This window comes from Neorhizobium tunisiense (assembly GCF_039631515.1).
Lineage (GTDB): Bacteria > Pseudomonadota > Alphaproteobacteria > Rhizobiales > Rhizobiaceae > Neorhizobium.
In genome coordinates this window covers 194,732-216,213 of the sequence record NZ_JBDIUU010000009.1, presented here as the reverse complement: position 1 = coordinate 216,213, position 21,482 = coordinate 194,732, and the positions used below count along the sequence as shown (strand labels likewise).

The 21,482-nt window shown below is 63.7% G+C and carries 21 protein-coding genes and 1 pseudogene; 9 read left to right on the top strand and 13 right to left on the bottom strand.

All coding sequences use genetic code 11. The features are described 5' to 3' along the window. The first annotated feature begins 92 nt into the window (after positions 1-92). Complete coding sequence (locus tag ABCW43_RS24110; RefSeq protein ID WP_345929157.1) at positions 93-1,175, top strand: alpha/beta hydrolase family protein; 1,083 nt, start codon at positions 93-95, stop codon at positions 1,173-1,175. 8 nt (positions 1,176-1,183) lie between these two features. Here ABCW43_RS24110 and ABCW43_RS24105 read toward each other — a convergent pair whose 3' ends face one another. From ABCW43_RS24105 to ABCW43_RS24080, 6 genes are all read right to left on the bottom strand, one after another. Further along, a complete protein-coding gene (locus ABCW43_RS24105) occupies positions 1,184-1,546 on the bottom strand; it encodes a hypothetical protein (protein WP_345929155.1) in 363 nt (120 codons plus the stop codon). Continuing rightward, positions 1,543-1,686, bottom strand: a complete 144-nt coding sequence (locus ABCW43_RS24100; protein WP_345929153.1) for a hypothetical protein — start codon at positions 1,684-1,686, stop codon at positions 1,543-1,545. The genes ABCW43_RS24105 and ABCW43_RS24100 overlap by 4 nt, the downstream gene beginning before the upstream one ends. 116 nt (positions 1,687-1,802) lie before the next feature. Next, positions 1,803-2,192 (bottom strand): hypothetical protein, encoded by a 390-nt coding sequence (locus ABCW43_RS24095; protein WP_345929151.1) that lies wholly within the window; start codon positions 2,190-2,192, stop codon positions 1,803-1,805. 106 nt (positions 2,193-2,298) lie between these two features. Then, positions 2,299-2,820 (bottom strand): anthrone oxygenase family protein, encoded by a 522-nt coding sequence (locus ABCW43_RS24090; RefSeq protein ID WP_345929149.1) that lies wholly within the window; start codon positions 2,818-2,820, stop codon positions 2,299-2,301. Between the two features lie 72 nt (positions 2,821-2,892). Next, positions 2,893-3,414 (bottom strand): GNAT family N-acetyltransferase, encoded by a 522-nt coding sequence (locus ABCW43_RS24085; protein WP_345929148.1) that lies wholly within the window; start codon positions 3,412-3,414, stop codon positions 2,893-2,895. Positions 3,415-3,433: 19 nt separating this feature from the next. Continuing rightward, positions 3,434-4,009, bottom strand: coding sequence for a helix-turn-helix domain-containing protein (locus ABCW43_RS24080; protein WP_345929147.1), 576 nt, complete (start codon positions 4,007-4,009; stop codon positions 3,434-3,436). 22 nt (positions 4,010-4,031) lie between these two features. On the opposite strand from ABCW43_RS24080, the gene ABCW43_RS24075 reads away from it, so the two are divergent. The 4 genes and pseudogenes from ABCW43_RS24075 (at position 4,032) to ABCW43_RS24060 (ending at position 8,787) form a co-directional block, all read left to right on the top strand. Further along, entirely contained in the window at positions 4,032-5,435 is a 1,404-nt protein-coding gene (locus ABCW43_RS24075) for an MFS transporter (RefSeq protein WP_345929145.1), read from the top strand. 82 nt (positions 5,436-5,517) lie between these two features. Continuing rightward, the gene (gene lepA / locus ABCW43_RS24070) at positions 5,518-7,344 is read left to right on the top strand and encodes a translation elongation factor 4 (RefSeq protein WP_345929143.1); all 1,827 of its coding nucleotides are present in this window, start codon (positions 5,518-5,520) and stop codon (positions 7,342-7,344) included. A gap of 92 nt (positions 7,345-7,436) precedes the next feature. After that, positions 7,437-7,629: pseudogene (locus ABCW43_RS24065) on the top strand (type II toxin-antitoxin system CcdA family antitoxin). Between the two features lie 210 nt (positions 7,630-7,839). Further along, on the top strand, positions 7,840-8,787 hold the full coding sequence (locus tag ABCW43_RS24060; RefSeq protein ID WP_345929141.1) for a flagellin N-terminal helical domain-containing protein: 948 nt from the start codon (positions 7,840-7,842) through the stop codon (positions 8,785-8,787). A 174-nt stretch (positions 8,788-8,961) separates the two neighbouring features. On the opposite strand, the gene ABCW43_RS24055 is transcribed toward ABCW43_RS24060, so the two are convergent. After that, positions 8,962-9,213, bottom strand: coding sequence for a hypothetical protein (locus tag ABCW43_RS24055; protein ID WP_345929139.1), 252 nt, complete (start codon positions 9,211-9,213; stop codon positions 8,962-8,964). Between the two features lie 150 nt (positions 9,214-9,363). Next, positions 9,364-9,852 carry a MarR family winged helix-turn-helix transcriptional regulator gene (locus tag ABCW43_RS24050; protein ID WP_345929137.1) on the bottom strand — a complete coding sequence of 163 codons (489 nt, stop codon included), beginning with the start codon at positions 9,850-9,852 and terminating at the stop codon, positions 9,364-9,366. Between the two features lie 122 nt (positions 9,853-9,974). On the opposite strand from ABCW43_RS24050, the gene ABCW43_RS24045 reads away from it, so the two are divergent. The 4 genes from ABCW43_RS24045 to ABCW43_RS24030 all read left to right on the top strand — a co-directional run bounded on the left by ABCW43_RS24045 (position 9,975) and on the right by ABCW43_RS24030 (position 14,629). Beyond that, positions 9,975-11,909 (top strand): FAD-binding monooxygenase, encoded by a 1,935-nt coding sequence (locus ABCW43_RS24045; RefSeq protein WP_345929135.1) that lies wholly within the window; start codon positions 9,975-9,977, stop codon positions 11,907-11,909. Positions 11,910-12,041: 132 nt separating this feature from the next. Further along, positions 12,042-12,695: a TetR/AcrR family transcriptional regulator gene (locus ABCW43_RS24040; RefSeq protein WP_345929133.1), complete on the top strand. Its 654-nt coding sequence runs from the start codon at positions 12,042-12,044 to the stop codon at positions 12,693-12,695. A gap of 19 nt (positions 12,696-12,714) precedes the next feature. Beyond that, on the top strand, positions 12,715-13,590 hold the full coding sequence (locus tag ABCW43_RS24035) for an amidohydrolase family protein (protein WP_345929131.1): 876 nt from the start codon (positions 12,715-12,717) through the stop codon (positions 13,588-13,590). A 25-nt stretch (positions 13,591-13,615) separates the two neighbouring features. After that, the gene (locus ABCW43_RS24030; RefSeq protein ID WP_345929129.1) at positions 13,616-14,629 is read left to right on the top strand and encodes a Bug family tripartite tricarboxylate transporter substrate binding protein; all 1,014 of its coding nucleotides are present in this window, start codon (positions 13,616-13,618) and stop codon (positions 14,627-14,629) included. 32 nt (positions 14,630-14,661) lie between these two features. Here the strand turns inward: ABCW43_RS24030 and ABCW43_RS24025 are convergent, their stop codons facing one another. The 5 genes from ABCW43_RS24025 to ABCW43_RS24005 form a co-directional block, all read right to left on the bottom strand. After that, positions 14,662-15,468 (bottom strand): crotonase/enoyl-CoA hydratase family protein, encoded by an 807-nt coding sequence (locus ABCW43_RS24025; RefSeq protein ID WP_345929128.1) that lies wholly within the window; start codon positions 15,466-15,468, stop codon positions 14,662-14,664. Continuing rightward, entirely contained in the window at positions 15,469-16,326 is an 858-nt protein-coding gene (locus ABCW43_RS24020; protein ID WP_345929126.1) for a hydroxymethylglutaryl-CoA lyase, read from the bottom strand. After that, positions 16,319-18,325, bottom strand: coding sequence for an acetyl/propionyl/methylcrotonyl-CoA carboxylase subunit alpha (locus tag ABCW43_RS24015; RefSeq protein WP_345929124.1), 2,007 nt, complete (start codon positions 18,323-18,325; stop codon positions 16,319-16,321). Before ABCW43_RS24015 ends, ABCW43_RS24020 begins: the two co-directional genes overlap by 8 nt. Positions 18,326-18,571: 246 nt before the next feature. Next, positions 18,572-20,179 carry a carboxyl transferase domain-containing protein gene (locus ABCW43_RS24010; RefSeq protein ID WP_345929123.1) on the bottom strand — a complete coding sequence of 536 codons (1,608 nt, stop codon included), beginning with the start codon at positions 20,177-20,179 and terminating at the stop codon, positions 18,572-18,574. Further along, entirely contained in the window at positions 20,179-21,327 is a 1,149-nt protein-coding gene (locus tag ABCW43_RS24005) for an isovaleryl-CoA dehydrogenase (protein ID WP_345929414.1), read from the bottom strand. Before ABCW43_RS24005 ends, ABCW43_RS24010 begins: the two co-directional genes overlap by 1 nt. Between the last annotated feature and the right edge of the window lie 155 nt (positions 21,328-21,482).

The following is a 21,482-nucleotide window of genomic DNA, read 5'->3' as shown; positions in this document are numbered from 1 at the left end:
GTTCGAGGATGACCTCGAACGTGATTGAGGACGCCGAAAGGCCGCCATAACGCCAAGAAGGAGCTGTCGTTTTTAAACAGGACGAGGCTCCCATGCGATTGAAACTTCCCATTCTTGTTCTTCTTCCCTTCATCGGCCCGTTCCTGGCCGATACCGCCCTTGCCACCGATGCTCTGCCCGTCGGCATGCAGAAGATCAGCGTCGTCTCACCCACCCGCGACCGCGCGCTGGCGGTGACTGTCTGGTATCCGTCGAAAGGCGACGGCCAGACCGCCTCCGTCGGCGAAAACCCGATATTCGAAAGCTCCACCGCCTCCCGAAACGCCGCCATCGAAGCCGGCCATTTTCCGCTTGTACTCGTCTCCCATGGTTCCGGCTCGCGAGCAGACGGCATGGGCTGGATCGCCATCGAACTGGCGAAAGCCGGCTTCATCGTTGCCGGCCCCAACCATCCCGGTACGACGAGCGGCGATTCCACGCCGGAGGCCACGCCGAAAATCTGGGAGCGGACGCAGGATATCTCGGAGGTCATCACCGCGCTTTCAGCCGATCCGCGCTTCAAGACTTCGGTCGACAAAACACGCATCGGCGTGCTCGGCTTCTCGCTTGGCGGCAGCACGGCGATCGAGCTCGCCGGCGCCCGTGCCGATCTCAATGCCTACAAGCAATATTGCGAGACCAAATCCGACATGATGGATTGCCGCTGGTTCCGCGGCGGGCGCGGTTTTGCCGGCGGCGAAGAGGTGGCGGTCGAGCCGCTGAACCTTGGCAGCGTCGACCGCAGCCGCTTCGAGCAGTCGAACCGAGACGCCCGCATTTCAGGAGCGGTGCTGATTGATCCCGGTCTGGTCGAGGCTCTCAAGCCCGATAGTATCAGGGCAATCGATATCCCGCTCGCCTTCATCAATCTTGGCAGCGCGGGTCAGATCCCGGCCGCCGTGCTTTCGGATGCGCTCGCCAAACAGGCTCCGAACGCGACGTATGCGCGGGTCGCTAAGGCCGACCATTTCAGCTTCCTGCCCGTCTGCAAGCCTGGCGCCGTCGAATTCCTGAAGAGGGTCGGCGAACCAGACCCGATCTGCAACGACACCGGCCGGCCCCGCGGCGATATCCATCGCGAACTGACCGGACTGATCATCACCGCTTTCAACAGGATGTTGAAAACCGGCAATTGATCGGCAGACTATTTCGCCGGCTTCGGAATGCCGGAAAGGGCCGTGCCGTCCTTGGCACGGCTCGTCACATGCAGAAACACGCCATCCCGCAACTCGAAGAAATGCGCGCCCTTCGGGCTTTCTTCGTTGAGCACGCCGGAAAAGACGATCAGCCGGCTGTCCTTGCGGTAATAAAAGGGCTCGCCCTCACCCCAGCAGCAGACCGAATAGGGAAGGAAGGCAACCTTGCCGCTGCGGGCATCGATGACCGCGCCGCCCAGGCATTCGGCGCCGCAGCCCCATGTCGTGAGGACATAGTGCCCGGCAAAATTCACCGGCTGTTTCGCCCCTGCCCGCAAGCGGGTCGCAAAGCTCCGGTCATCCTCCGTCACCAGCTTACCGGAGCCGTGGCGCCCGAATAGACGGTCTCGGAAAATTGCGCGAATTTCGGCACGTCCTCGGCGGCTGAGGCCGTTGCCACGCTCAGCGAGAAGCAGGCCAGCAATTCCCGGATCTGCAGTTTGCGCGTCATGTTCCCGATATAATCCGGTACTGTGGGCGATCGTGGAAGCGACAGGAAGGCTATTGAGCCTGTGCGGACCGGCCGGTCAAGCGGCCGATCCCGGTTCGGGTTCGATCGACTCCCGCTTATTCGACCAGGTTGATTTCCTCGGTCTCGCCGCCTTCGCAGACGTAGCAGCAATCCTCGCAAGCTTCCTTGTTGCCTGGACCGGTGCCCCAATAGGTCTGCTTGTCGCCGGAGACCCAGGCACCGTAGCAGATGTTCTCACCCTGCTTGCAGGAGAGGTGGATCTGCTTGGATTCGCCGTCATCCAGATAGTAGACTTGGTTGCCACCCGGCCAGACATGCTTGCGGTCCTGGCTGTAAAGCTCGACCTCGACGGCGTTCGGATGCTCGTTGCGCATCACGAAGCTCACGTCGGCAGACACTGCCTGGCCGGCTCCCGAACAGGTAGCCAGGACAAGCGCCAGCGCGGCTGCACGGCGCACCGCCGACACAGAATTGAGTATAAACATAAAGCCCCTCTTCAGAAGCGCCGGATCAATCGGCGCCAGCGCATATGACGTGATTTGCAAGAAGAAAGCGAGGTGGGAGAGAAGAGCTTGGGCAGTTTTTCTTGGATCAACCAAACCGCCCGTGCCTGGATCCTTGATGTCCAAGTAACGCAACCCCAAGCCCGGCAAGCAGGAGGCATACGCCGCTGGCGAGGGTGCGGACGATGTTCCAATACTGCCAGGGTTGGGAATATTCCCGCCACACACGCCTCGCGCCGTCGGCATCGGCCGGGGTCGCGGTTGCAGCCAGCGCCTCGTTCATCGGCACATTGATGCTCATGGTGAGCACCTGACCGCCGATCAGATAAACAACAGCCGCCAGCGCGAAAGCCGCAGCCGGACCTCGCAACCCCAAGAGGAAGGCCAGAAGAGCCGTTATGAGCAGGAGCGGGCTTGTGCCGAAGAAGGCCGGCGCGAACACCATGTTGCGCACCGATGAATTCATGGCCTTCATCGCCTCGATGGCGACTGCCGGATCGGCTGCGTCAAGCCCCCACATGGTCGAGCATACCCAGGCATAAAAGAAACCGAAGATCGCCCCACTCATGAGCAGCGACAGGCCTGCCAGGACATATACGAGCGACCGCATGCGACACCTCCCGCATCATTTGGACGATAGCTCGCATGAAATGCGGATCCATCCAAGTGAAAGATCGATGAATCAAGCAATCCGCTTGTAAAACAGCGTGGTGGCGCAGAAACCGCCTTGCGGCCACAGGGCATAATCCGGAATAACACCGACCCGCTCCCAGCCGAAGCGCGGATAGATCTTTTCCGCATCGCTGCCGGTCGCGGTGTCGAGCACCAGAAGCGTGCGGCCGCGCCGTGCGGCTTCCGCTTCCACCGCCTCCATCAGCTTGCGCGACAGGCCGAGCCCGCGGGCGGAGCGGTTCACGAGGAGCTTCATCAGGTCGCCGCGATGCGGCTGGTTCGGCTTCGAGGCAAGGCCTACCTGCACCGTGCCGACGACCTTTCCCTCCACTTCTGCCACCGCGAGGATGATGCCGCCTTTTTCGACTGCGTCGGCAATCTCCTGCCAGTAGCCAACCGCATCCTCCGGCCCGAAGGGCAGCATGAAGCCGAGCGAAGCCCCGCCGTTGACGCAGTCGGACAGGGTCTCGGAGAGATCGGCTATTGCGGCGCGGGTTTCGCCGTCATTGAGGATGCGGATGGTGACGGTCATTTCAAGAATCTCCAAATGCTCAGCGGCCGCGGTCGAGGACGACGGCGTAACGGGCCGGCGTGTCGGACGGATTGTGGAAGTCGAAGGCGTCGCCGATATCCATGTACAGGCAATCGCCGGGATGAAGCGTATGGACGATGTCGCCGATAATCATTTCCAGCACGCCCTCGAAGAGCCAGACATGCTGGGTCATCACCCGGCTTTCCTCGCGTGGCGGGAAACTGACGCGCGCATGGGCGGGAAAATCCACCTCGACGATATCGACCCGGCTCGGCGTGCCCGGCGGCGAAACCGAGCGGCGCAGATAACCCGTATGCGGATCGCGCCAGAGCTTCTGCTCCGCCCTGCGGCTGAGCGGCGAGTTCTGCGGTTCGTCATCGGCGAAAAAGGCGGAGAGCGAGAGGCCCAGCGCTTCCGACAGCCTTGCCAGCAGCGCGGCGGTCGGGCTCGCCTCCGCCCGCTCGATCCGGGAAATCATCGCGCGGCTGACGCCGGAGCGGCTCGCCAGCTCGTCCAGCGTCAGCCCGGCGCGGGCGCGCAAGCGCTTCAGCCGGTCGCTGATGGCATTCTCGATGTCATGATCCGTCGTTTCCATGATTTGAGAATTGCATTCTCTTATGATGGAATCAAGTGGCACCATGATGGAACGGTCGAAATTTACACGTGATGGCGCTTCCGCGATAGCTCCTGTCACGGTCTATCGGCTATGCAATATCCTGGGTTTCAAGACGGCGGAAACTGCCGACGCCCGTGCTACGGGGGACGAGATGAACGGCCAGACATTCGAGACAGCATCGCCCCTGTCGATCGCCAGCATCGTGATCTCGATGACGATTGCTGCCATCGGCAGCGGCATCATGTCCGCCTATGTGCCTTTCGTCCTCACTCAAACGGGCGACGCCTGGGCCGCCAGCGCCGCCGTCCCGGCGCTCGCCTTTGGCGGCCTGGTCGGCTGCCTCGTCGGCGGCCCGCTGATCCGCCGGGTTGGCCATGCCCGGCTATTCTCCTGCTCGATGGCGATGGTGATCATCGCCGCGGTGCTGATCGCCACCAACCCGCCGCCGATCTGGTGGGTTTTGGCACGCGGCGTCTACGGCGCTGCCTCCAACGTCAATTTCATTATCGCCCAGAGCTGGCTCAACCACGCCGCCTCGAACGAATGGCGCGGCCGGGCGATGTCGTTCTTCTACATGGCCTTCGTGCTCGGGCTCGGGGCCGGCGCCTGGCTGTTCGGCCGCATTCCGACCGACGGCAATCTGGCGCCGCTCGCCGTCGTCTTCGTCACCGCGCTCGCCATCCTGCCGATCGGGCTCACCCGCCTGCCGAACCCGCCGGCGCCGGCCAATGTGAATGTCGACATCAAGATGGCCTGGCGCATCTCGCCGGTCGGGTTGATCGGCGTGCTGGCGTCGGGCGGCCTTTCCATGGTGATACAAGGTTTCGTGCCGATCTATGCCACCACCAGTCACGTGGCGCAGACGGATGTCGCGCTCTTGATGCTGGTGATGCAGACCGGCCTCTTGTTCGTGCAATATCCGCTCGGCATGCTGTCGGACCGCATCGACCGCCGTTTCGTGCTCCTGATCACCTGCGCGCTGATCGTCGCGGCGGGCACCGCGGCGCTGTTCGTCTCCTTCTCGATGATGATCCTTCTGATGATCGTCTTCCTCGTCTTCGGCGGCGCGGTCGAGACCGTCTATTCGGTCGCCAATGCGCATGCCAACGACCGGGCCGATCCCGGCGATTTCGTACCGCTCTCCTCGACGCTTTTGGTCGCCTGGTCGACGGCGGCAACCATCGTGCCCCTCGGCGTGACGCTGCTCACCCCGGCTTTCGGCCAGCACACGTTCATCTATGCGGTGATCCTGGTGGCGATCGCCTATGCAGGCTACGTCATCTGGCGCCTCAAGGAACGCGAGGGCGTGCCTGCCGACGAGCGGGAGAATTGCGGGGTGCGGAGTGCCCAGTTCCCGAACGCCTCCGTCATGACAGACCCGGAGGCGGAAATACCCGCCCAATAGCCCGCGCTGCCGGGCTTTATCCTCAACGAAAGGTTATCTTTCCGCTTTGCGGCAGGGATTCGCGCTGCTATATGCGCGAGCCATGAGCACCAATTCCACCCGCACTCCGCTTGACCATATCCGCAACTTCTCGATCGTGGCGCATATCGACCACGGCAAGTCGACGCTCGCCGACCGGCTGATCCAGACGACCGGCGGCCTTGCCGAGCGCGACATGTCGGAACAGGTGCTGGACTCGATGGATATCGAGCGCGAGCGCGGCATCACCATCAAGGCCCAGACCGTGCGCCTGCATTACAAGGCGAATAACGGCGAGACCTATATCCTGAACCTGATCGACACGCCCGGCCATGTCGACTTCGCCTATGAAGTCTCGCGTTCGCTGTCGGCCTGCGAAGGGTCGCTTCTGGTCGTCGACGCCTCCCAGGGCGTCGAGGCCCAGACGCTCGCCAATGTCTACCAGGCGATCGACAACAACCACGAGATCGTCACCGTCCTCAACAAGATCGACCTGCCCGCCGCCGAACCCGACCGCATCCGCGAACAGATCGAGGAAGTGATCGGCATCGACGCGTCGCAGGCCGTGCTGATATCGGCGAAGACCGGCCTCGGCATCCCGGACGTGCTGGAAGCGATCGTCCACCAGCTGCCGCCGCCGAAGAGCGAACTCGGCGCAACGGGGCCCCTGAAGGCACTGCTGGTCGACAGCTGGTACGACACCTATCTCGGCGTCATGGTTCTGGTGCGCATCATCGATGGCGTACTCGCCAAGGGCCAGACCATCCGGATGATGGGAACCGATGCCAAGTACCAGGTCGAGCGCGTCGGCGTGCTGACCCCGAAGATGCTCGCCGTCGACAGCCTCGGCCCGGGTGAGATCGGCTTTTTCACCGGCTCGATCAAGGAAGTGGCCGATACCCGCGTCGGCGATACGATCACCGAGGACAAGCGCCCGACCGCCAAGGCCCTGCCGGGCTTCAAGCCGGCCCAGCCGGTGGTGTTCTGCGGCCTCTTCCCGGTCGACGCGGCCGATTTCGAGGACCTGCGCGCCGCGATGGGCAAGCTGCGCCTCAACGACGCCTCGTTCTCCTTCGAGATGGAATCGTCCGCCGCTCTCGGCTTCGGTTTCCGCTGCGGCTTCCTCGGCCTCCTGCATCTGGAAATCATCCAGGAGCGCCTGGAGCGCGAGTTCGACCTCGACCTCATCGCCACCGCGCCTTCAGTCGTCTACCAGCTGACAATGAGCGACGGGTCCGAACGCGAACTGCACAATCCCGCCGACATGCCGGACGTTGTCCGCATCGCCGAAATCCGCGAACCCTGGATCAAGGCGACGATCCTGACGCCGGACGATTATCTCGGCGGCATCCTGAAACTCTGCCAGGATCGGCGCGGCATCCAGACCGAACTTACCTATGTCGGCAAGCGCGCCATGCTCACCTACGAGCTGCCGCTCAACGAAGTGGTGTTCGATTTCTACGACCGCCTGAAGTCGATCTCCAAGGGCTACGCCTCGTTCGACTACCACCTGCACGGCTATCGCGAGGGCAACCTCGTGAAGATGTCGATCATGGTCAATGGCGAGCCGGTCGATGCGCTCTCCATGCTCGTCCACCGCTCGGCGGCGGAAAAGCGCGGCCGCGACATGTGCGAGAAGCTGAAGGACCTGATCCCGCGGCACATGTTCAAGATCCCGATCCAGGCCGCGATCGGCGGCAACGTGATCGCCCGCGAAACGATCTCGGCGATGCGCAAGGACGTGACCGCCAAATGCTACGGCGGCGACGCCACCCGCAAGCGCAAGCTGCTCGACAAGCAGAAGGAAGGCAAGAAGCGCATGCGGCAGTTCGGCAAGGTCGACATCCCACAGGAAGCGTTTATTGCCGCGCTGAAGATGAAGGACGATTGATCCTTCCACGGACAGTTTATGCGCATATGATTTGCGCATAAACTCCGGAGACTGGCACGTCCCCGCCCGTTCGCAAATCAACCAGGCTTCCGCTGAACACCAATCTTGTTTCTGAAGCTCGCGCGCTGAAGCTAGACATATCGCGCGGCTGAGGACGGTATCGCCAAGGCTATCAAGGCCGAGCGCGAGCGCCTTTGGCGACTGGAGAATGCCGAGGCAATTCGGTTTGACAATGAGTATGTAGAAAAGCATGGCCTGCCGCTGGCAAAGTATCGCCAGTTCTGACGACGCGGTTTGATCTTGCGCCGCCCTCGCGCCTCAAAAATCCCCCAATCACTAAAACCTTAATAAATCCCGCAAATGCTTTGAAAGCTCCCTCCTGCACAGTGATTACAGGTGATGAGTTCGTGCGCCAACGCGGCGACAGCTCAAAGGCATGACGCCATCTTCACTGCCTGAGCCCGTAACGTGTTCTACCCACCTGCGAGACGCTTCATGAGCAGCATTTCTTATAATGCATCGGCCGCCTCGGCGCTGCTGTTGCTGACCGGCTCCACCAAGGCGCTGGAGCGCCAGACCGTCCAAGTCGCCTCCGGGCGTAACGTCAATACGGCATCCGACAACGCCGCCTATTGGTCGATCGCCACCTCCATGCGTTCCACGGGCATGTCGCTCTCGGCGGTGCAGGATGCTTCGGGCCTTGCAGCCGCGACCACGGATACCGCCGCGCTCGGCATGGAAGCCGCAACCAGCCTTGTTTCCGAGATCAAGTCGAAGCTTATCCTTGCCCGCTCACCCGGTATCGACAGGGATGCGATCAACGCCGAGATCACGCAGCTGAAAGAGCAGCTGGGCACGGTGACGGAGTCCTCTTCCTTCAACGGTGAGAACTGGCTGCGTTCCGCCGGAACGCCGGGCGTCAAGTCGCTGCTGGCGTCCGCATCGACCAATCCGGACGGCACCACCGCCCTCAACACCATCGATTTCGATACCGCCTCGACGACGCTGACCAGCAGTGGCGATGCCGCGAACGGCCTTCTGACCAAGGCCTATTCGGGCACGACGGAGAATGGCACGCCCTACGAATATTACCTGCTCGATACCGGGTCGCAGTCATCGGCAACCGCCAGCGAAATCAAGATCTCGAATTCGACGACCGAGGACGAGCTGGACGGCATGATCTCCGCCACCGACAGCATGCTTTCGAGCCTCACCTCCGCCGGCGCCAAGCTCGGCTCCACGTCGAGCCGCATCAGCGCCAATACGGAATTCCTCTCCAGGCTGCAGGATGCGATCGACCGCGGCGTCGGGCGCCTCGTCGATGCCAACATGGAGGAGAGCGCCGTCAAGCTCGCCGCCACGAAGGTGCAGCAGCAACTCCAGACGATCGGTCTCAGCATCGTCAACGAACAGTCGAAACGCATTCTCGACCTCTTCCGCTGATACCTCCCCGATATCCGGCGCTTGAGCTTGCTCAGGGGGCCGGATGTTTCGTTCGCCCGCGGGATAAGACCCAGCGGGAGGGCATCCCCACTCTCTTCATTCCCGTCCCTGCGACAGGAAGCCAGACGCGATGGCGTCGGCGTCGCGCACCTTCAGCGCAAGGCCACGCAATTGTCAGTGGCGCCCCGCATGCAGCGGGCGCGGCATGTCGGAATGGGTGATCCAGACGCGGCCGTCAAACGCCACTTCGCCGTGATCGAGCTTGCTGCTGGCGATGCTTTCGATAAGGCCGAGCTTGGAGCAGACGTCGCCGATCCTGCCGTCGTTGACGACGCAGACGGCCTGGCATGTGCCGCCGTCGCGCATCACCAGAACGGTGTGGTGGCTGTTTCGCATGATCTTGTTGGGCAATGTCACGAGCGTCATGCTCTTCTCCCTGCTGTATCCGGGTTACGGCTGGCCTGCCGAGAGCGAAGGCTCGACCAATATGGTCAACAAAAGGTTAACGAAGCGGGATTGGATAGGCGGCTTGCCGGGCAGTCGGGCCGCCTTGCGCGCAGCGGCGTCCGTGGTGGGTCAGGTGGCCGGCCCGGCCCTGGGAGTGTCCGAAACCTCGCGCAACGGCGCGCGGCTCAACTCGTTGCCGGCAGCAATCGCCTTGCGCAAAAGCCGCAGCAGTTCGTCGCCCTCCTCTGCCGTCAGCCCGCGCAGCATGAGTTCCTGCGCGGCCTCGACCACCGGCGCAACGCCGTTCAAGGTCTTGCGCCCCTCGTCGGTGATCTGCAGCTCGCGGGCACGCCTGTCCCTGGTGCTGGCGTTACGCACCAGCAGGCCTTTCTGCACCAGCCGGTCAACGACACCGGTAATCGTCGTCCGGTCGTAGGCGATCAGCCCGGCGAGCGTCACCTGATCGATCCCGGGATTGGTGCTGATCGCGGCGAGCGCCGCGTATTGGACGGGCGTCAGATCGTAGCCGGCTTGCTCGACCTCCGCATGGAAGACCGCCACGGCGATCTGCTGGAACCGGCGGGCGAGATGCCCCGGCATATCATCATTGTCTTTCACCGAACTCTCCCAAACCGCCGCGATCTTGACACGTATACTGATAATCAGCATACTGATCAATATTGCATCCGCCGAATCCATTCCGCGGGCGCCCAACGAAACATGCGGAGGAAACTGGTTCCATGCAATTCCATCTGAATGGGTTCGAGCCCGGCGACCCCGAAATCTTTCACCCGGAGGATCGACAGAGCACGCCAGCCGACAAAGGACCGCTTCCCGCCGAAGTCGATGTCCTGATCGTCGGCTGCGGTCCGGCAGGCCTGACGCTTGCAGCGCAGCTCTCCGCCTTTCCCGATATCAGGACCTGCATCGTCGACCAGAGGTCCGGCCCCTTGCTGCGCGGCCAGGCGGACGGTATCGCCTGCCGGACCATGGAAATGTTCCACGCCTTCGGTTTCGCCGAACGGGTGCTTCGGGAATCCTACTGGGTCAACGAGACCTCGTTCTGGAAGCCGGACGACTTGAAGCGTGAAAACATCATCCGCAGCGGCAGGATCGACGATACCGAGGACGGGCTTTCCGAATTCCCGCATGTCATCCTCAACCAGGCGCGGGTGCAGGATTTTTTCCTCGACGTCATGCGCAAATCGCCGACCAGGCTCGAGCCGCATTATTCGCGGCGCCTGATCGATCTCCAGACCGACCCGACGGCCTCCGACTATCCGGTGACCGCAAGACTGGAACGTCTCGACTCCTTCCACGAAGGTGAGATCGAGATCATCAAGGCCCGCTACGTCGTCGGTTGCGACGGCGCGCGCAGCACGGTGCGCAAGTCGATCGGCCGGGCGCTGCACGGCGATTCCGCCAATCACGCCTGGGGCGTCATGGATGTGCTCGCCGTCACCGATTTTCCCGACATTCGCCTCAAGGCGCTGATCCAGTCTGCCGGCGAAGGCAGCATCGTGCTGATCCCGCGCGAAGGCGGCTATATGGTCCGCATCTATGTGGAGCTGGACAAGCTCAACGAAAACGAGCGGGTCGCGAGCCGGAACATCACCGTCGACAGGCTGATCGCGGCCGTGCAGCGCATCCTGCATCCGCACACATTCGAGGTGAAGGAGGTCGCCTGGTGGTCGGTCTACGAGATCGGCCAGCGCCTCACCGACAAGTTCGACGACGTGCCGGAAGACGCGCCCGGGGGGCGCCTGCCGCATGTGTTCATCGCTGGCGATGCCTGCCACACACATAGTCCGAAGGCCGGCCAGGGCATGAACGTCTCGATGCAGGACGGTTTCAACCTCGGCTGGAAGCTGGCCGCCGTCCTGCAGGGGCGGAGCGGGCCTGAGCTGCTGCACAGCTATTCCGCCGAACGCCAGACCATCGCCAAGGAACTGATCGACTTCGACCGCGAATGGTCGGCCATGCTGAGCGCGCCGCTGAAATCCCCGGATGATCCGGATGGCGAGGGCGTCGAGCCAGCGGAAGTCCAGACATATTTCGTGCGGTCCGGGCGTTATACGGCGGGCACGGCGACCCGGTACACGCCGTCGGTGCTCACCGGCGAGGCGACCCATCAGCATCTCGCCAAGGGGCTGACGATCGGCACCCGGTTCCATTCGGCACCGGTGATCCGCCTGGTCGATGCAAGGCCGGTGCAACTCGGCCATTGCGCGAAGGTGGACGGGCGCTGGCGCATCTATGCCTTTGCCGGTGCGGAAGATAGTGCGGCACCCTCCTCGCGGCTGCGGTCGCTTTGCGACTTCCTGACGGTCTCCCCCGCCTCGCCGGTGAAGAGACATACGCCGGCCGGCAGGGACATCGACTCAGTGATCGATGTCCGGGCCGTCTTCCAGCAGGCCCACCGGACGCTCGCCGTCGAAACCATGCCGGCCTTCCTCCTGCCCCGAAAGGGCCGTTACGGGCTCTGCGACTACGAAAAGATGTTCTGCCCCGACTTCAAGGGCGGCCATGACATTTTCGAGATGCGCGGCATAGATCGGGAACAGGGCTGCATGGTCATCGTCCGGCCGGACCAGTACATCGCGCATGTCCTGCCACTCGATGGGTATGCCGAGCTGTCGGCGTTCTTCGACGGTTTCATGCTGCGACAGAACTAGCTGGCTTCCGGTGGGCATTGGTTTTGGGCCAATTCCCGCCACAAACGACCCCGCCCTCATCGCGGTTTTTTTCGATTGACGCCTAATTTGTACAACTGTACAAATTAGGCGGACAATTGACTATGGATCTCCATGCGCCCGAACCTGAGGGAAGCCTTGCTCCGAAATGCCGTGACCCTGTTTTCCCGCAGCGGCTACAATGCCGTGTCGCTGCGGGATATCGCCAAGGCGTCCGGAGCCAATGTCGGCAGCCTCACCTACCATTTCGGCTCGAAGGCGAAATTGCTGCGGGAGGTCTATGAGCGCCACACGGTGCCGATGAACGCCCGCCGCCGCGAACTGCTGGGCGAAGCGCTGCGGATCAGCGATGCGGATCAGCGGCTGATGGCCATCCTTCGCGCCTATGTCGTGCCCGCCTTCGTCTCCTCCTCGGAGGGCGATGGCGGCGGTGCCGAATTTACCCGGATGCGGGCGGTTCTGTCGGCGGAAGGAAACCCCGACGCCCAGGCGATCATCGCCGACGCATTCGACGAAACCAGCCGCGCCTTCATCAAGGCGCTCGCCGATTGCGTGCCGGGTGCACCGCTCGCCGGCCTCGTCTGGCGCAGCCAGTTCCTGCTCGGCTCGCTCTACTACGCCCTGATCAACCCGGAGCGCGTGACGCGTCTTTCGGGCGGCGCGGTCGACGGAAACGATCGGGAGGCCGCCGTCAATCAAATCGTCGAGGCAAGCTATGCCAGCTTCCGAAGCTTGCGCGTCGAAGCCAGGCAATATGCGGCAACCTGAAATTCGCATGGGAGGAAAAATGAACGAACATCGCCAGGAGAGCGGTCACGGGACAGCGGCCGCACGGCGGAAGCCTGAGTTCCGGTTGCCTGACGGCAGCTGCGACGCCCATTGCCACGTGTTCGGTCCGGGAGCCATTTTCCCCTATGCGCCCAACCGCAGCTATACGCCGGAGGACGCCCCGAAGGAGGCCCTGGCGAAACTCCACGACCGGCTTGGTATAGACCGCGCCGTCATCGTTCAGGCGAGCTGCCACGGGACCGACAATCGCGCCATGCTCGACGCGATCGCCTGGCGCCCGGATCGCTACCGCGGCGTCGCCATCGTCGACGACGGTTTCGACGACCGCGCCTACCAGACGCTCGACGATGGCGGCGTCCGCGGCGTGCGTTTCAATTTCGTCCGCCACCTCGGCGGTGCGCCTGACATGGATGTCTTCAACCGGGTGATCGACCGCATCAAGGGTCGCGGCTGGCACGTGGTGCTGCATCTCGACGCGAGCGACATCATTCCGCTTTCCGACATGATCGCCCGCCTGCCGGTGCCCTTCGTCATCGACCATATGGGGCGCGTCGACACCAGCCTCAGCACCGACCAGCCGGCGTTTCAGACGCTGCTGGAACTGGTGCGTCGGGACAACTGCTGGATCAAGGTTTGCGGCTCGGAGCGGATTTCGCGTTTTCCGTTCGATGCGGCGATGCCTTTCGCGAAAGCACTGGTGGAGGCGAGCCCGGAGCGGAGCCTCTGGGGTACCGACTTCCCCCACCCGAACCTCAAGGAGCCGGTCGAGGAGGCCGATCTCGTGGATCTCGTGCCCAGGTTCGCGCTGACGGAAGAGGACCGGCGGCGGCTGCTCGTCGACAATCCCGCACGTCTATACGGTTTTGCCGCCTGAGCGGCCTTATAAGGAGGAGGAAAGAATGGATTACAAGACTACGGGGAGATCGTCGGGGCGGTTCCGACAGCCGGCGCGATGGATGAAATCCCTGGCCGTCGTCCTGACCCTGATGCTGCCGGCCGGCGCCTTTGCGCAGGACGCCTATCCGTCTCGGGACATCACCCTGGTGCTGCCTTTCGGTCCCGGCGGGATCGCCGACATCACGGCACGCCTGGTTGCCGAGCAGCTCGGCAAGAAACTCGGCAAACAGATCGTGATCATGAACCAGCCGGGTGCCGGCGGTTCCGTCGCAGCCCGGGCGGCGCTGAACGCTCCGGCGGACGGTTACACGCTCGCGCTTCTCTCGAACGGAACCGCGATCAGCGTGCCGCTGTTCAAGAACCTGCAATTCGATCCCGTCGTCGATTTCGTGCCGGTATCGAGCCTTGCCTATTTCGATTTCGTGTTCGTCACCAAGTCGGGCGGCAAGTTCAAAACCCTCAAGGACGTGCTGGAAGCCGCCAAGGCCAAGCCGGGCGCGCTCAATGTCGGAACCATCAATGTGGGCAGCAGCCAGAACCTTGCGGCGGAACTCTTCAAGTCGACGTCCGGGATCGATTTCACCATCGTTCCTTACAAGGCCACGCCTGATCTTCAGGTCGCCCTGCTCGGCGGCGAACTCGATGTCATCATCGACAGCCAGACGGCGCTGAAAGCTGCCCTGCAGCAGAACCAGGCGATCGCCATCGCCTCGTCCGGCCCGGCGCGCTCCAGTCTCTCGCCGAACGTCCCGACCGCCGCGGAAGAAGGCGTCAAGGGCTTCGACGTCACGTCCTGGAATGCCATCTTCGCGCCGAAGGGTACACCGCCGGAAGCGGTGAAGAAGCTGAACGCCACGCTTGTCGAAGTCCTGGCCGATCCAGCCCTCCAGAAACGGTTCGCGGATCTCGGGGTCGAAGCCCGGTCCAGCACCCCGGAAGAGATCGGCAACCGCCTGAAAGCCGATATCCAGAAATGGTCGGACGTGATCCAGAAGGCCGGGATTCCGAAACAATGACCACTTCGATCGGTCCCGGAGGCGATCCGGGACTAATCCTCGCCTGCCTTGGGAGCCGCCCAGGGCATCGGCCGGCGATTGAGGAAGGCGTCGATGCCGTCGCGGCCTTCGGCGCTTTCCCAACGGTCGGCGAGCAGACCGGTGCTGTAGCCGACCGGATCTTCGATCGCCTGACGGGCGAGATTTTGCACAAGGCTCTTGGCGCTGGCGACGGCGCCGGGAGCGCAATCGAGAAAGGCCGAGGCCTCCTCCTCCACTGCCGCATCGAGTTCACCGGCAGTGCTAACGACGGACACGAGACCTATCTCGCGACCCGTGGCCGCATCGAAGCGGCGGGCATTGAGGAACAGGCGACGGGCATGGCCTTCGCCGATCCGACGGACGACGTAGGGTCCGATGGTGGCGGGGATCAGCCCTAGCCGCGTTTCGGTGAGCGCAAACCAGGCGCTTTCCACCGCGACAACGATATCGCAGACGGCCATCAGGCCGATACCGCCGCCGAAGGCGTTGCCCTGAACCCGGCCGATCAGCGGTTTCGGCAGGCCGTCGAGCGCCTTCAGCATGAGGGCAAGTTCCGTCGCCCCCTCGATCTTGCCGGCGCGATCCCTCGCCGCCTGGTCGCGCATCCATTGCAGATCGCCGCCGGCGCAGAACGTGGAGCCGGCGGATGCGAGAACCACGACGCGGACCGCCTCGTCGACCGCGAGCCTGCCGGCCGCGTCCGTCAGGTCGGCGATCATCTGCGCGTTCATGGCGTTGTGCTTCTCGGCCCGGGCGAGCGTCAGTGTGGCCACTCCGCGGGCATCCCGTTCCAGTGTCAGCGTGTCGTAAGCACCCATTTAGCGCGCTCCTCTAAGGCTGCGGGCAAAAGCCTCTGCGTCGGTCAGCCGGTCGCGGTCGATTCGGGTCTCGAAACCCAGTGCATGCAGATGATCGATCGTTTTTCCGGTTGCAACATTGCCTTCGGCGCCCGGCGCATACGGGCAGCCGCCAAGGCCGCCGGCTGCGGCATCGAATACACGCAATCCCTTTTTGAGCGAGACGGTGATGTTGTCGAGCGCCCGGCCGTTGGTGTCGTGAAAATGCCCGGCGAGTTTAGCCGCCGGCAGGTGCTCCAAGACCGCATCGAGCATGGCGGCGACCCGCTCCGGTGTGCCGGTGCCGATCGTGTCTGCCAGCGCCACCTCACTGCAGCCGAGCGCGTGGAGTTCCGTTGCCACCCGCGCCACCTGGGCCGGGGGCGTTGGACCGTCAAAGGGACAATCGACGGCGCAGGACACATAGGCGCGGACCGGGATGCCGTCGCCGCGAGCGCTTTCGATCAGCGGCGCAAAACGCTGAAAGCTCTCCGCGATACTGCAATTGATGTTGCGATGGCTGAAGCCTTCGGATGCCGAAGCGAAGACGGCGACCTCGTCCGCTTTGGCCGAGACGGCGGCCGCATATCCCTGCACGTTCGGCGTCAGCGCGGTGTAGAGCGTGCCCGGGCGGCGGGCGATGCCGGCCATGACCTCGGCGCCGTCGGCCATCTGCGGCACCCAGTCGGCACGCACGAAGCTCGTCACCTCGATTTTTTCGAAGCCACAGGCGGAGAGCAGGTCGACCAGCCGGATCTTGTCGGCGGTGGAAATCAGCCGCTTCTCGTTCTGGAGCCCGTCACGCGGGCCCATTTCGTGGACGCGGACGAAGTCAGCCATCCTTCGGCTCCCCGGCTTCCGGCTCCGGCTCAAGGGTCAGCAGCACCGCGCCTTCGACTACCTGTTCGCCCTGCGACACCAGGACCTCGGCAATCGTCCCGTCGCGCGGCGCGGTCAGCGTCAGTTCCATCTTCATGGCTTCCATGACGGCCAGGGCCTCACCCTTTGTAACGGCGGCTCCCGGCGCGGCACGAAGGAGTTTGACGAGGCCCGGCATGGGCGCGACGATGCGACCGCCGCCGTCGGCAGTCTCATCCTCGCCGGCGAGAGGGTCGATGAGGCCAAAATGCCAGCTTTCGCCATCACCGAAGATCGTCACGTCACGTTCGCCGCAGACCAGATGGACGCGATGTTTCCGGCCGGCGGCCTCCAGAAGACAAGCCTCGGCGCCCAGGCGTGAGAGGCGGAAATCGACCGGCCTGCCATCGACCATGGCCGCATATGCGCCCTCCCCGACCGATCCGAGCGAAACCGGCACGTGCTGGCCGCGGTAGTCCAGCTCAACGAAATCGGACGCTTGCGACCATAACCGGAATCCGGATAAGCGGTCCCAGGGCTCGCTGTCGGGCTTCGGCTCCAGGGCGCCGCAGAGCTTCACAGCGGCCAGGGCCATGACCTCGCGAGACGGGGCCTGTCCGATCGTCAATTCCGCCAGATGCCTGTCGATCAGGCCGGTGTCTGGCCAACCCTCGACAAAATCCGGCTGGATCGTTAGCCGACGAAGAAACGGGGCATTGGTGGTGACGCCGGTGGCGCGAACCTCGGCAAGGGCGGCCGACAACAGCGAGAGCGCCGTCTGGCGGTCCGGGCCCCGGGTGATGATCTTCGCGATCATCGGATCGTAGAAGGGCGAGATGCGGTCGCCGGCGCGCACGCCGCTGTCCACGCGCGCCAGTCCCTCGGGCAAGTCCAGATGGGCAAGCCTGCCGGTCGCAGGCAGAAAACCCCGCTCGGCATCCTCCGCATAAAGCCGCGCCTCGAAGGCCCAGCCGCTGATGAACAGCTCGTCCTGGCTGCGCGGCAGAGGTTCGCCGGATGCGACGCGAAGCTGCCATTCGACGAGATCGACGCCGGTGATCGCCTCGGTCACCGGATGCTCCACCTGCAGGCGGGTGTTCATCTCCATGAACCAGAAACGGTCGGCCTTCAGCCCATCGGAGGCATCGGCGATGAACTCGATCGTGCCGGCACCGGAATAGGAAATCGCCATCGCCGCCTTGACCGCCGCCTCGCCCATGGCAATGCGCATGTCGTCCGGCATGCCGGGGGCCGGCGCTTCCTCGATGACTTTCTGGTGACGGCGCTGCAGGGAACAGTCGCGTTCGAAGAGGTGCACGACATTGCCGTGGTCGTCGCCAAAAACCTGGATCTCGATGTGGCGCGGATGGGCGATGTATTTCTCGATCAGGCAGGCGGCATCGCCGAATGCGGCCGAAGCCTCGCGCTGCGCCGAAACGAGCGCTTCCCTGAAGGCCTCGGCATCCTCGACCCGCCGCATGCCCTTGCCGCCGCCGCCGGCGCGCGCCTTGATCAATACCGGGAAGCCGATCCGCTCCGCCTCGGCCAGCAGGAAATCCGGGTCCTGTTCGGTGCCGTGATAACCCGGCACGACGGGGACGCCGGCCTTTTCCATCAGCGCCTTGGCGGCGTCCTTCAGGCCCATGGCGCGGATGGCATCGGGCGACGGGCCGATGAACCGGATGCCGGCGGATGTCACCGCGTCGGCAAAGTCGGGATTTTCCGAAAGGAAACCGTAGCCGGGATGGATGGCATCTACGCCTGTCCGCAATGCCGCCTCGATGATCTTATCGCCGCGCAGATAACTTTCCGCTGCGGGGGACGGGCCGATATGAATCGCCTCGCCGGCAAGCGACACATGCAGGGCGTCCCGGTCGGCGTCGGAATAGACCGCGACGGTCGCGACACCCAGCCGGTGGCAGGTGCGGATGATGCGGCAGGCAATCTCGCCGCGATTGGCGATGAGGACTTTTCTCAGCATGAGGCGGTCCTCGATTTGGGAAAACGGCGGCGGCGCAGGTCAATCTCCCCCCTTGTGGGGGAGATGCCCGGCAGGGCAGAGGGGGGTAGCTCCGCACACTCCTCCTCAGTTGAGCCCGGAGCGCCACCCCCCTCTGTCATCTCCGATGACATCTCCCCCGCAAGGGGGGAGATCGGGAGCCTGCCGCGCCGGCCTTGTGCAACGTCATCAGCTAAGCTGATGGGGGCGAAAGTGTTCATCCGCCCCTCACATCCGGAACACGCCGAAGCGCGTCTCTTCGATCGGTGCGTTCAACGCTGCGGAGACGCTCAGCGCCAGCACCTGGCGCGTCTTGGCAGGATGGATGATGCCGTCGTCCCAGAGCCTTGCGGAGGCATAGAGCGGATGGCTCTGTTGTTCGAACTGATCGAGCACCGGCTGTTTGAAGGCCGCCTCCTCTTCCGCGTCCCAGGTCTTGCCGCTGCGTTCGATGGCCTCGCGCCGCACAGTCGCCAGCACACCGGCGGCCTGCGCGCCGCCCATCACCGAAATCCGGCTGTTCGGCCAGGTCCACAGGAAACGCGGCGAATAGGCGCGGCCGGCCATGCCGTAATTGCCGGCGCCGAAGGAGCCGCCGAGCAGGATCGTGACCTTCGGCACGGACGTGGTGGCAACCGCCGTCACCAGCCTGGCGCCGTGCTTTGCGATCCCCTCCGCCTCGTATTTGCGGCCGACCATGAAGCCGGTAATGTTCTGCAGGAAGACCAGCGGGATCTTTCGCTGCGAGCAGAGTTCGATGAAATGCGCGCCCTTCTGGGCGCTTTCTGAAAACAGCACGCCGTTGTTGGCAATGATGCCGACGGGGATGCCGAAGACATGCGCGAAACCGCAGACCAAGGTGATTCCGAACCGGGCCTTGAACTCGTCGAATCGCGAGCCGTCCACCACACGGGCGATGACTTCACGGATATCGTAGGGCGTGCTGAGGGAGGACGGCACGATCGAGGCGATCTCTTCGGGATCGTAAAGCGGTTCCTCGGGGGTCGCCAGCACGACAGTGTCGGGTTTGCGGGTGTTGAGGCCGGCGACGGCACGGCGGACCAGCGCCAGGGCATGAACGTCGTCGCGGGCGAGATGATCGGCCACGCCGGAGAGCCTTGTGTGGACGTCGCCGCCACCGAGATCCTCGGCCGAGACCTCCTCGCCTGTCGCCGCCTTTACCAGCGGCGGGCCGGCGAGGAAGATCGTGCCCTGATCCTTGACGATGATCGCCTCGTCGGACATGGCCGGCACATAGGCGCCGCCCGCCGTGCAGGAACCCATCACGGCGGCGATCTGGGCTATGCCTTTGGCGGACATCTGAGCCTGATTGAAAAAGATACGGCCGAAATGGTCGCGGTCGGGAAACACCTCGTCCTGGTTCGGCAGGTTGGCGCCGCCGGAATCGACCAGATAGACGCAAGGCAGCCGGTTCTCCTCGGCGATTTCCTGGGCGCGAAGATGCTTCTTGACCGTTATCGGATAGTAGGTGCCGCCTTTGACGGTGGCGTCATTGGCGACGATCATCACTTCGCGGCCCTCGACCCGGCCGATGCCGGTGACGATGCCGGCGGATGGGCTCGCGCCGCCGTAAAGCCAGTGGGCAGCGGTGGCGCCGACTTCGAGAAAGGGGGAGCCGTGATCAAGCAGCCGGGCGATGCGCTCACGCGGAAGCAGCTTGCCGCGCTTCATGTGCCGCGCCCGCGCTTCTTCCCCGCCGCCGGCTTCGGCGAGCGCCACGGCCGCCTCGACCTCGACAATCTTCGCCTGCATCGAGGCTCGATTGGCTTCGGCCGCTTCGCTCCTCAGATTGACCTGCGACCGGATGACAGCCATCAGGCGGTTTCCTTGAAGAGTTCGCGACCGATCAGCATGCGGCGGATTTCCGACGTGCCGGCGCCGATCTCCATCAGCTTGGCGTCGCGCAGCAGACGGCCGGTCGGATTGTCATTGATATAACCGTTGCCGCCGAGGATCTGGATCGCCTGGAGTGCCTGCTGGGTCGCCTGTTCCGAGGCATAAAGGCAACAGGCGGCGGCGTCCTGCCGCGTCACCGCGCCGCGGTCGCAGGCGGCGGCGACGGCATAGACATAGGCGCGGGCAGAATTCATCGCCGTGTACATATCGGCGACCTTGGCCTGGATCAGCTGGAACTCGCCGATCGGCTGCCCGAACTGCTTTCGCTCATGCACATAGGGCATGACCACGTCGAGGCAGGCATGCATGATGCCGATACCGATGGCGGAGAGCACCACGCGCTCGTAGTCGAGCCCCGACATCAGCACGCGCACGCCGCCACCCTCGACACCCATGACGTTTTCGGCCGGCACTTCGCAATCCTCAAACACCAGTTCGCAGGTGTTGGAGCCGCGCATGCCAAGCTTGTCGAGCTTCTGGGCGGTCGAGAACCCCTTGAAACCCTTTTCGATCAGGAAGGCGGTGATGCCCTTCGAGGCGGCGGATGGATCGGTCTTGGCGTAGACCACCAGCACATCCGCATCCGGACCGTTGGTGATCCACATCTTGGTTCCGTTCAGGACGTAGCGGTCGCCGCGCTTTTCGGCGCGGAGCTTCATCGACACGACATCGGAGCCGGCGCCCGGCTCGGACATGGCCAGCGCCCCGACATGCTCTCCCGAGCAGAGTTTTGGCAGGTAACGGGCCTTCTGCTCGGCGCTGCCGTTGCGGTTGATCTGGTTGACGCAGAGATTGGAATGGGCGCCGTAGCTGAGCGAGGTGGAGGCCGAGGCGCGGGCCAGTTCCTCGACGGCCACCACATGGGCGAGGTAACCAAGGCCGGAACCGCCGAAATCCGGGTCGGCGGTAATGCCGAGCAGGCCGAGCGCGCCCAGTTCCGGCCAGAGGTCGCGGGGAAATTCGTTGCTGCGGTCGATCTCTTCGGCGCGAGGCTTGAGTTTTTCCTGCGCGAAACGGTGGACTGTCTCACGAACAGCGTCGACCTCCTCGCCGAGCGCAAAGTTCATGCTTGCGTGGAACACCCTGCATCCTCCCGGTGTACCAATTTGTATATCAGGAAGTTGTGGGGCAGCGGCGGCAGGTCGTCAATGGGCCGGAGGCGCCCATGCCCGATATCGCAAGATACGGTCTTCCGCCGCGCCGGCTTTGAACAAAGATTGCC

What these genes read in the sequence shown, in the direction of transcription:
- ABCW43_RS24110 (WP_345929157.1), top strand. Translation starts at nt 93, where the DNA reads ATGCGATTGAAACTTCCCATTCTTGTTCTTCTTCCCTTCATCGGCCCG.
- ABCW43_RS24100 (WP_345929153.1), bottom strand. Translation starts at nt 1,686, where the DNA reads ATGACGCGCAAACTGCAGATCCGGGAATTGCTGGCCTGCTTCTCGCTG.
- ABCW43_RS24095 (WP_345929151.1), bottom strand. Translation starts at nt 2,192, where the DNA reads ATGTTTATACTCAATTCTGTGTCGGCGGTGCGCCGTGCAGCCGCGCTG.
- ABCW43_RS24090 (WP_345929149.1), bottom strand. Translation starts at nt 2,820, where the DNA reads ATGCGGTCGCTCGTATATGTCCTGGCAGGCCTGTCGCTGCTCATGAGT.
- ABCW43_RS24085 (WP_345929148.1), bottom strand. Translation starts at nt 3,414, where the DNA reads ATGACCGTCACCATCCGCATCCTCAATGACGGCGAAACCCGCGCCGCA.
- ABCW43_RS24080 (WP_345929147.1), bottom strand. Translation starts at nt 4,009, where the DNA reads ATGGAAACGACGGATCATGACATCGAGAATGCCATCAGCGACCGGCTG.
- ABCW43_RS24075 (WP_345929145.1), top strand. Translation starts at nt 4,032, where the DNA reads ATGATGGAATCAAGTGGCACCATGATGGAACGGTCGAAATTTACACGT.
- lepA (WP_345929143.1), top strand. Translation starts at nt 5,518, where the DNA reads ATGAGCACCAATTCCACCCGCACTCCGCTTGACCATATCCGCAACTTC.
- ABCW43_RS24060 (WP_345929141.1), top strand. Translation starts at nt 7,840, where the DNA reads ATGAGCAGCATTTCTTATAATGCATCGGCCGCCTCGGCGCTGCTGTTG.
- ABCW43_RS24055 (WP_345929139.1), bottom strand. Translation starts at nt 9,213, where the DNA reads ATGACGCTCGTGACATTGCCCAACAAGATCATGCGAAACAGCCACCAC.
- ABCW43_RS24045 (WP_345929135.1), top strand. Translation starts at nt 9,975, where the DNA reads ATGCAATTCCATCTGAATGGGTTCGAGCCCGGCGACCCCGAAATCTTT.
- ABCW43_RS24040 (WP_345929133.1), top strand. Translation starts at nt 12,042, where the DNA reads ATGCGCCCGAACCTGAGGGAAGCCTTGCTCCGAAATGCCGTGACCCTG.
- ABCW43_RS24035 (WP_345929131.1), top strand. Translation starts at nt 12,715, where the DNA reads ATGAACGAACATCGCCAGGAGAGCGGTCACGGGACAGCGGCCGCACGG.
- ABCW43_RS24030 (WP_345929129.1), top strand. Translation starts at nt 13,616, where the DNA reads ATGGATTACAAGACTACGGGGAGATCGTCGGGGCGGTTCCGACAGCCG.
- ABCW43_RS24025 (WP_345929128.1), bottom strand. Translation starts at nt 15,468, where the DNA reads ATGGGTGCTTACGACACGCTGACACTGGAACGGGATGCCCGCGGAGTG.
- ABCW43_RS24020 (WP_345929126.1), bottom strand. Translation starts at nt 16,326, where the DNA reads ATGGCTGACTTCGTCCGCGTCCACGAAATGGGCCCGCGTGACGGGCTC.
- ABCW43_RS24015 (WP_345929124.1), bottom strand. Translation starts at nt 18,325, where the DNA reads ATGCTGAGAAAAGTCCTCATCGCCAATCGCGGCGAGATTGCCTGCCGC.
- ABCW43_RS24010 (WP_345929123.1), bottom strand. Translation starts at nt 20,179, where the DNA reads ATGGCTGTCATCCGGTCGCAGGTCAATCTGAGGAGCGAAGCGGCCGAA.
- ABCW43_RS24005 (WP_345929414.1), bottom strand. Translation starts at nt 21,327, where the DNA reads ATGAACTTTGCGCTCGGCGAGGAGGTCGACGCTGTTCGTGAGACAGTC.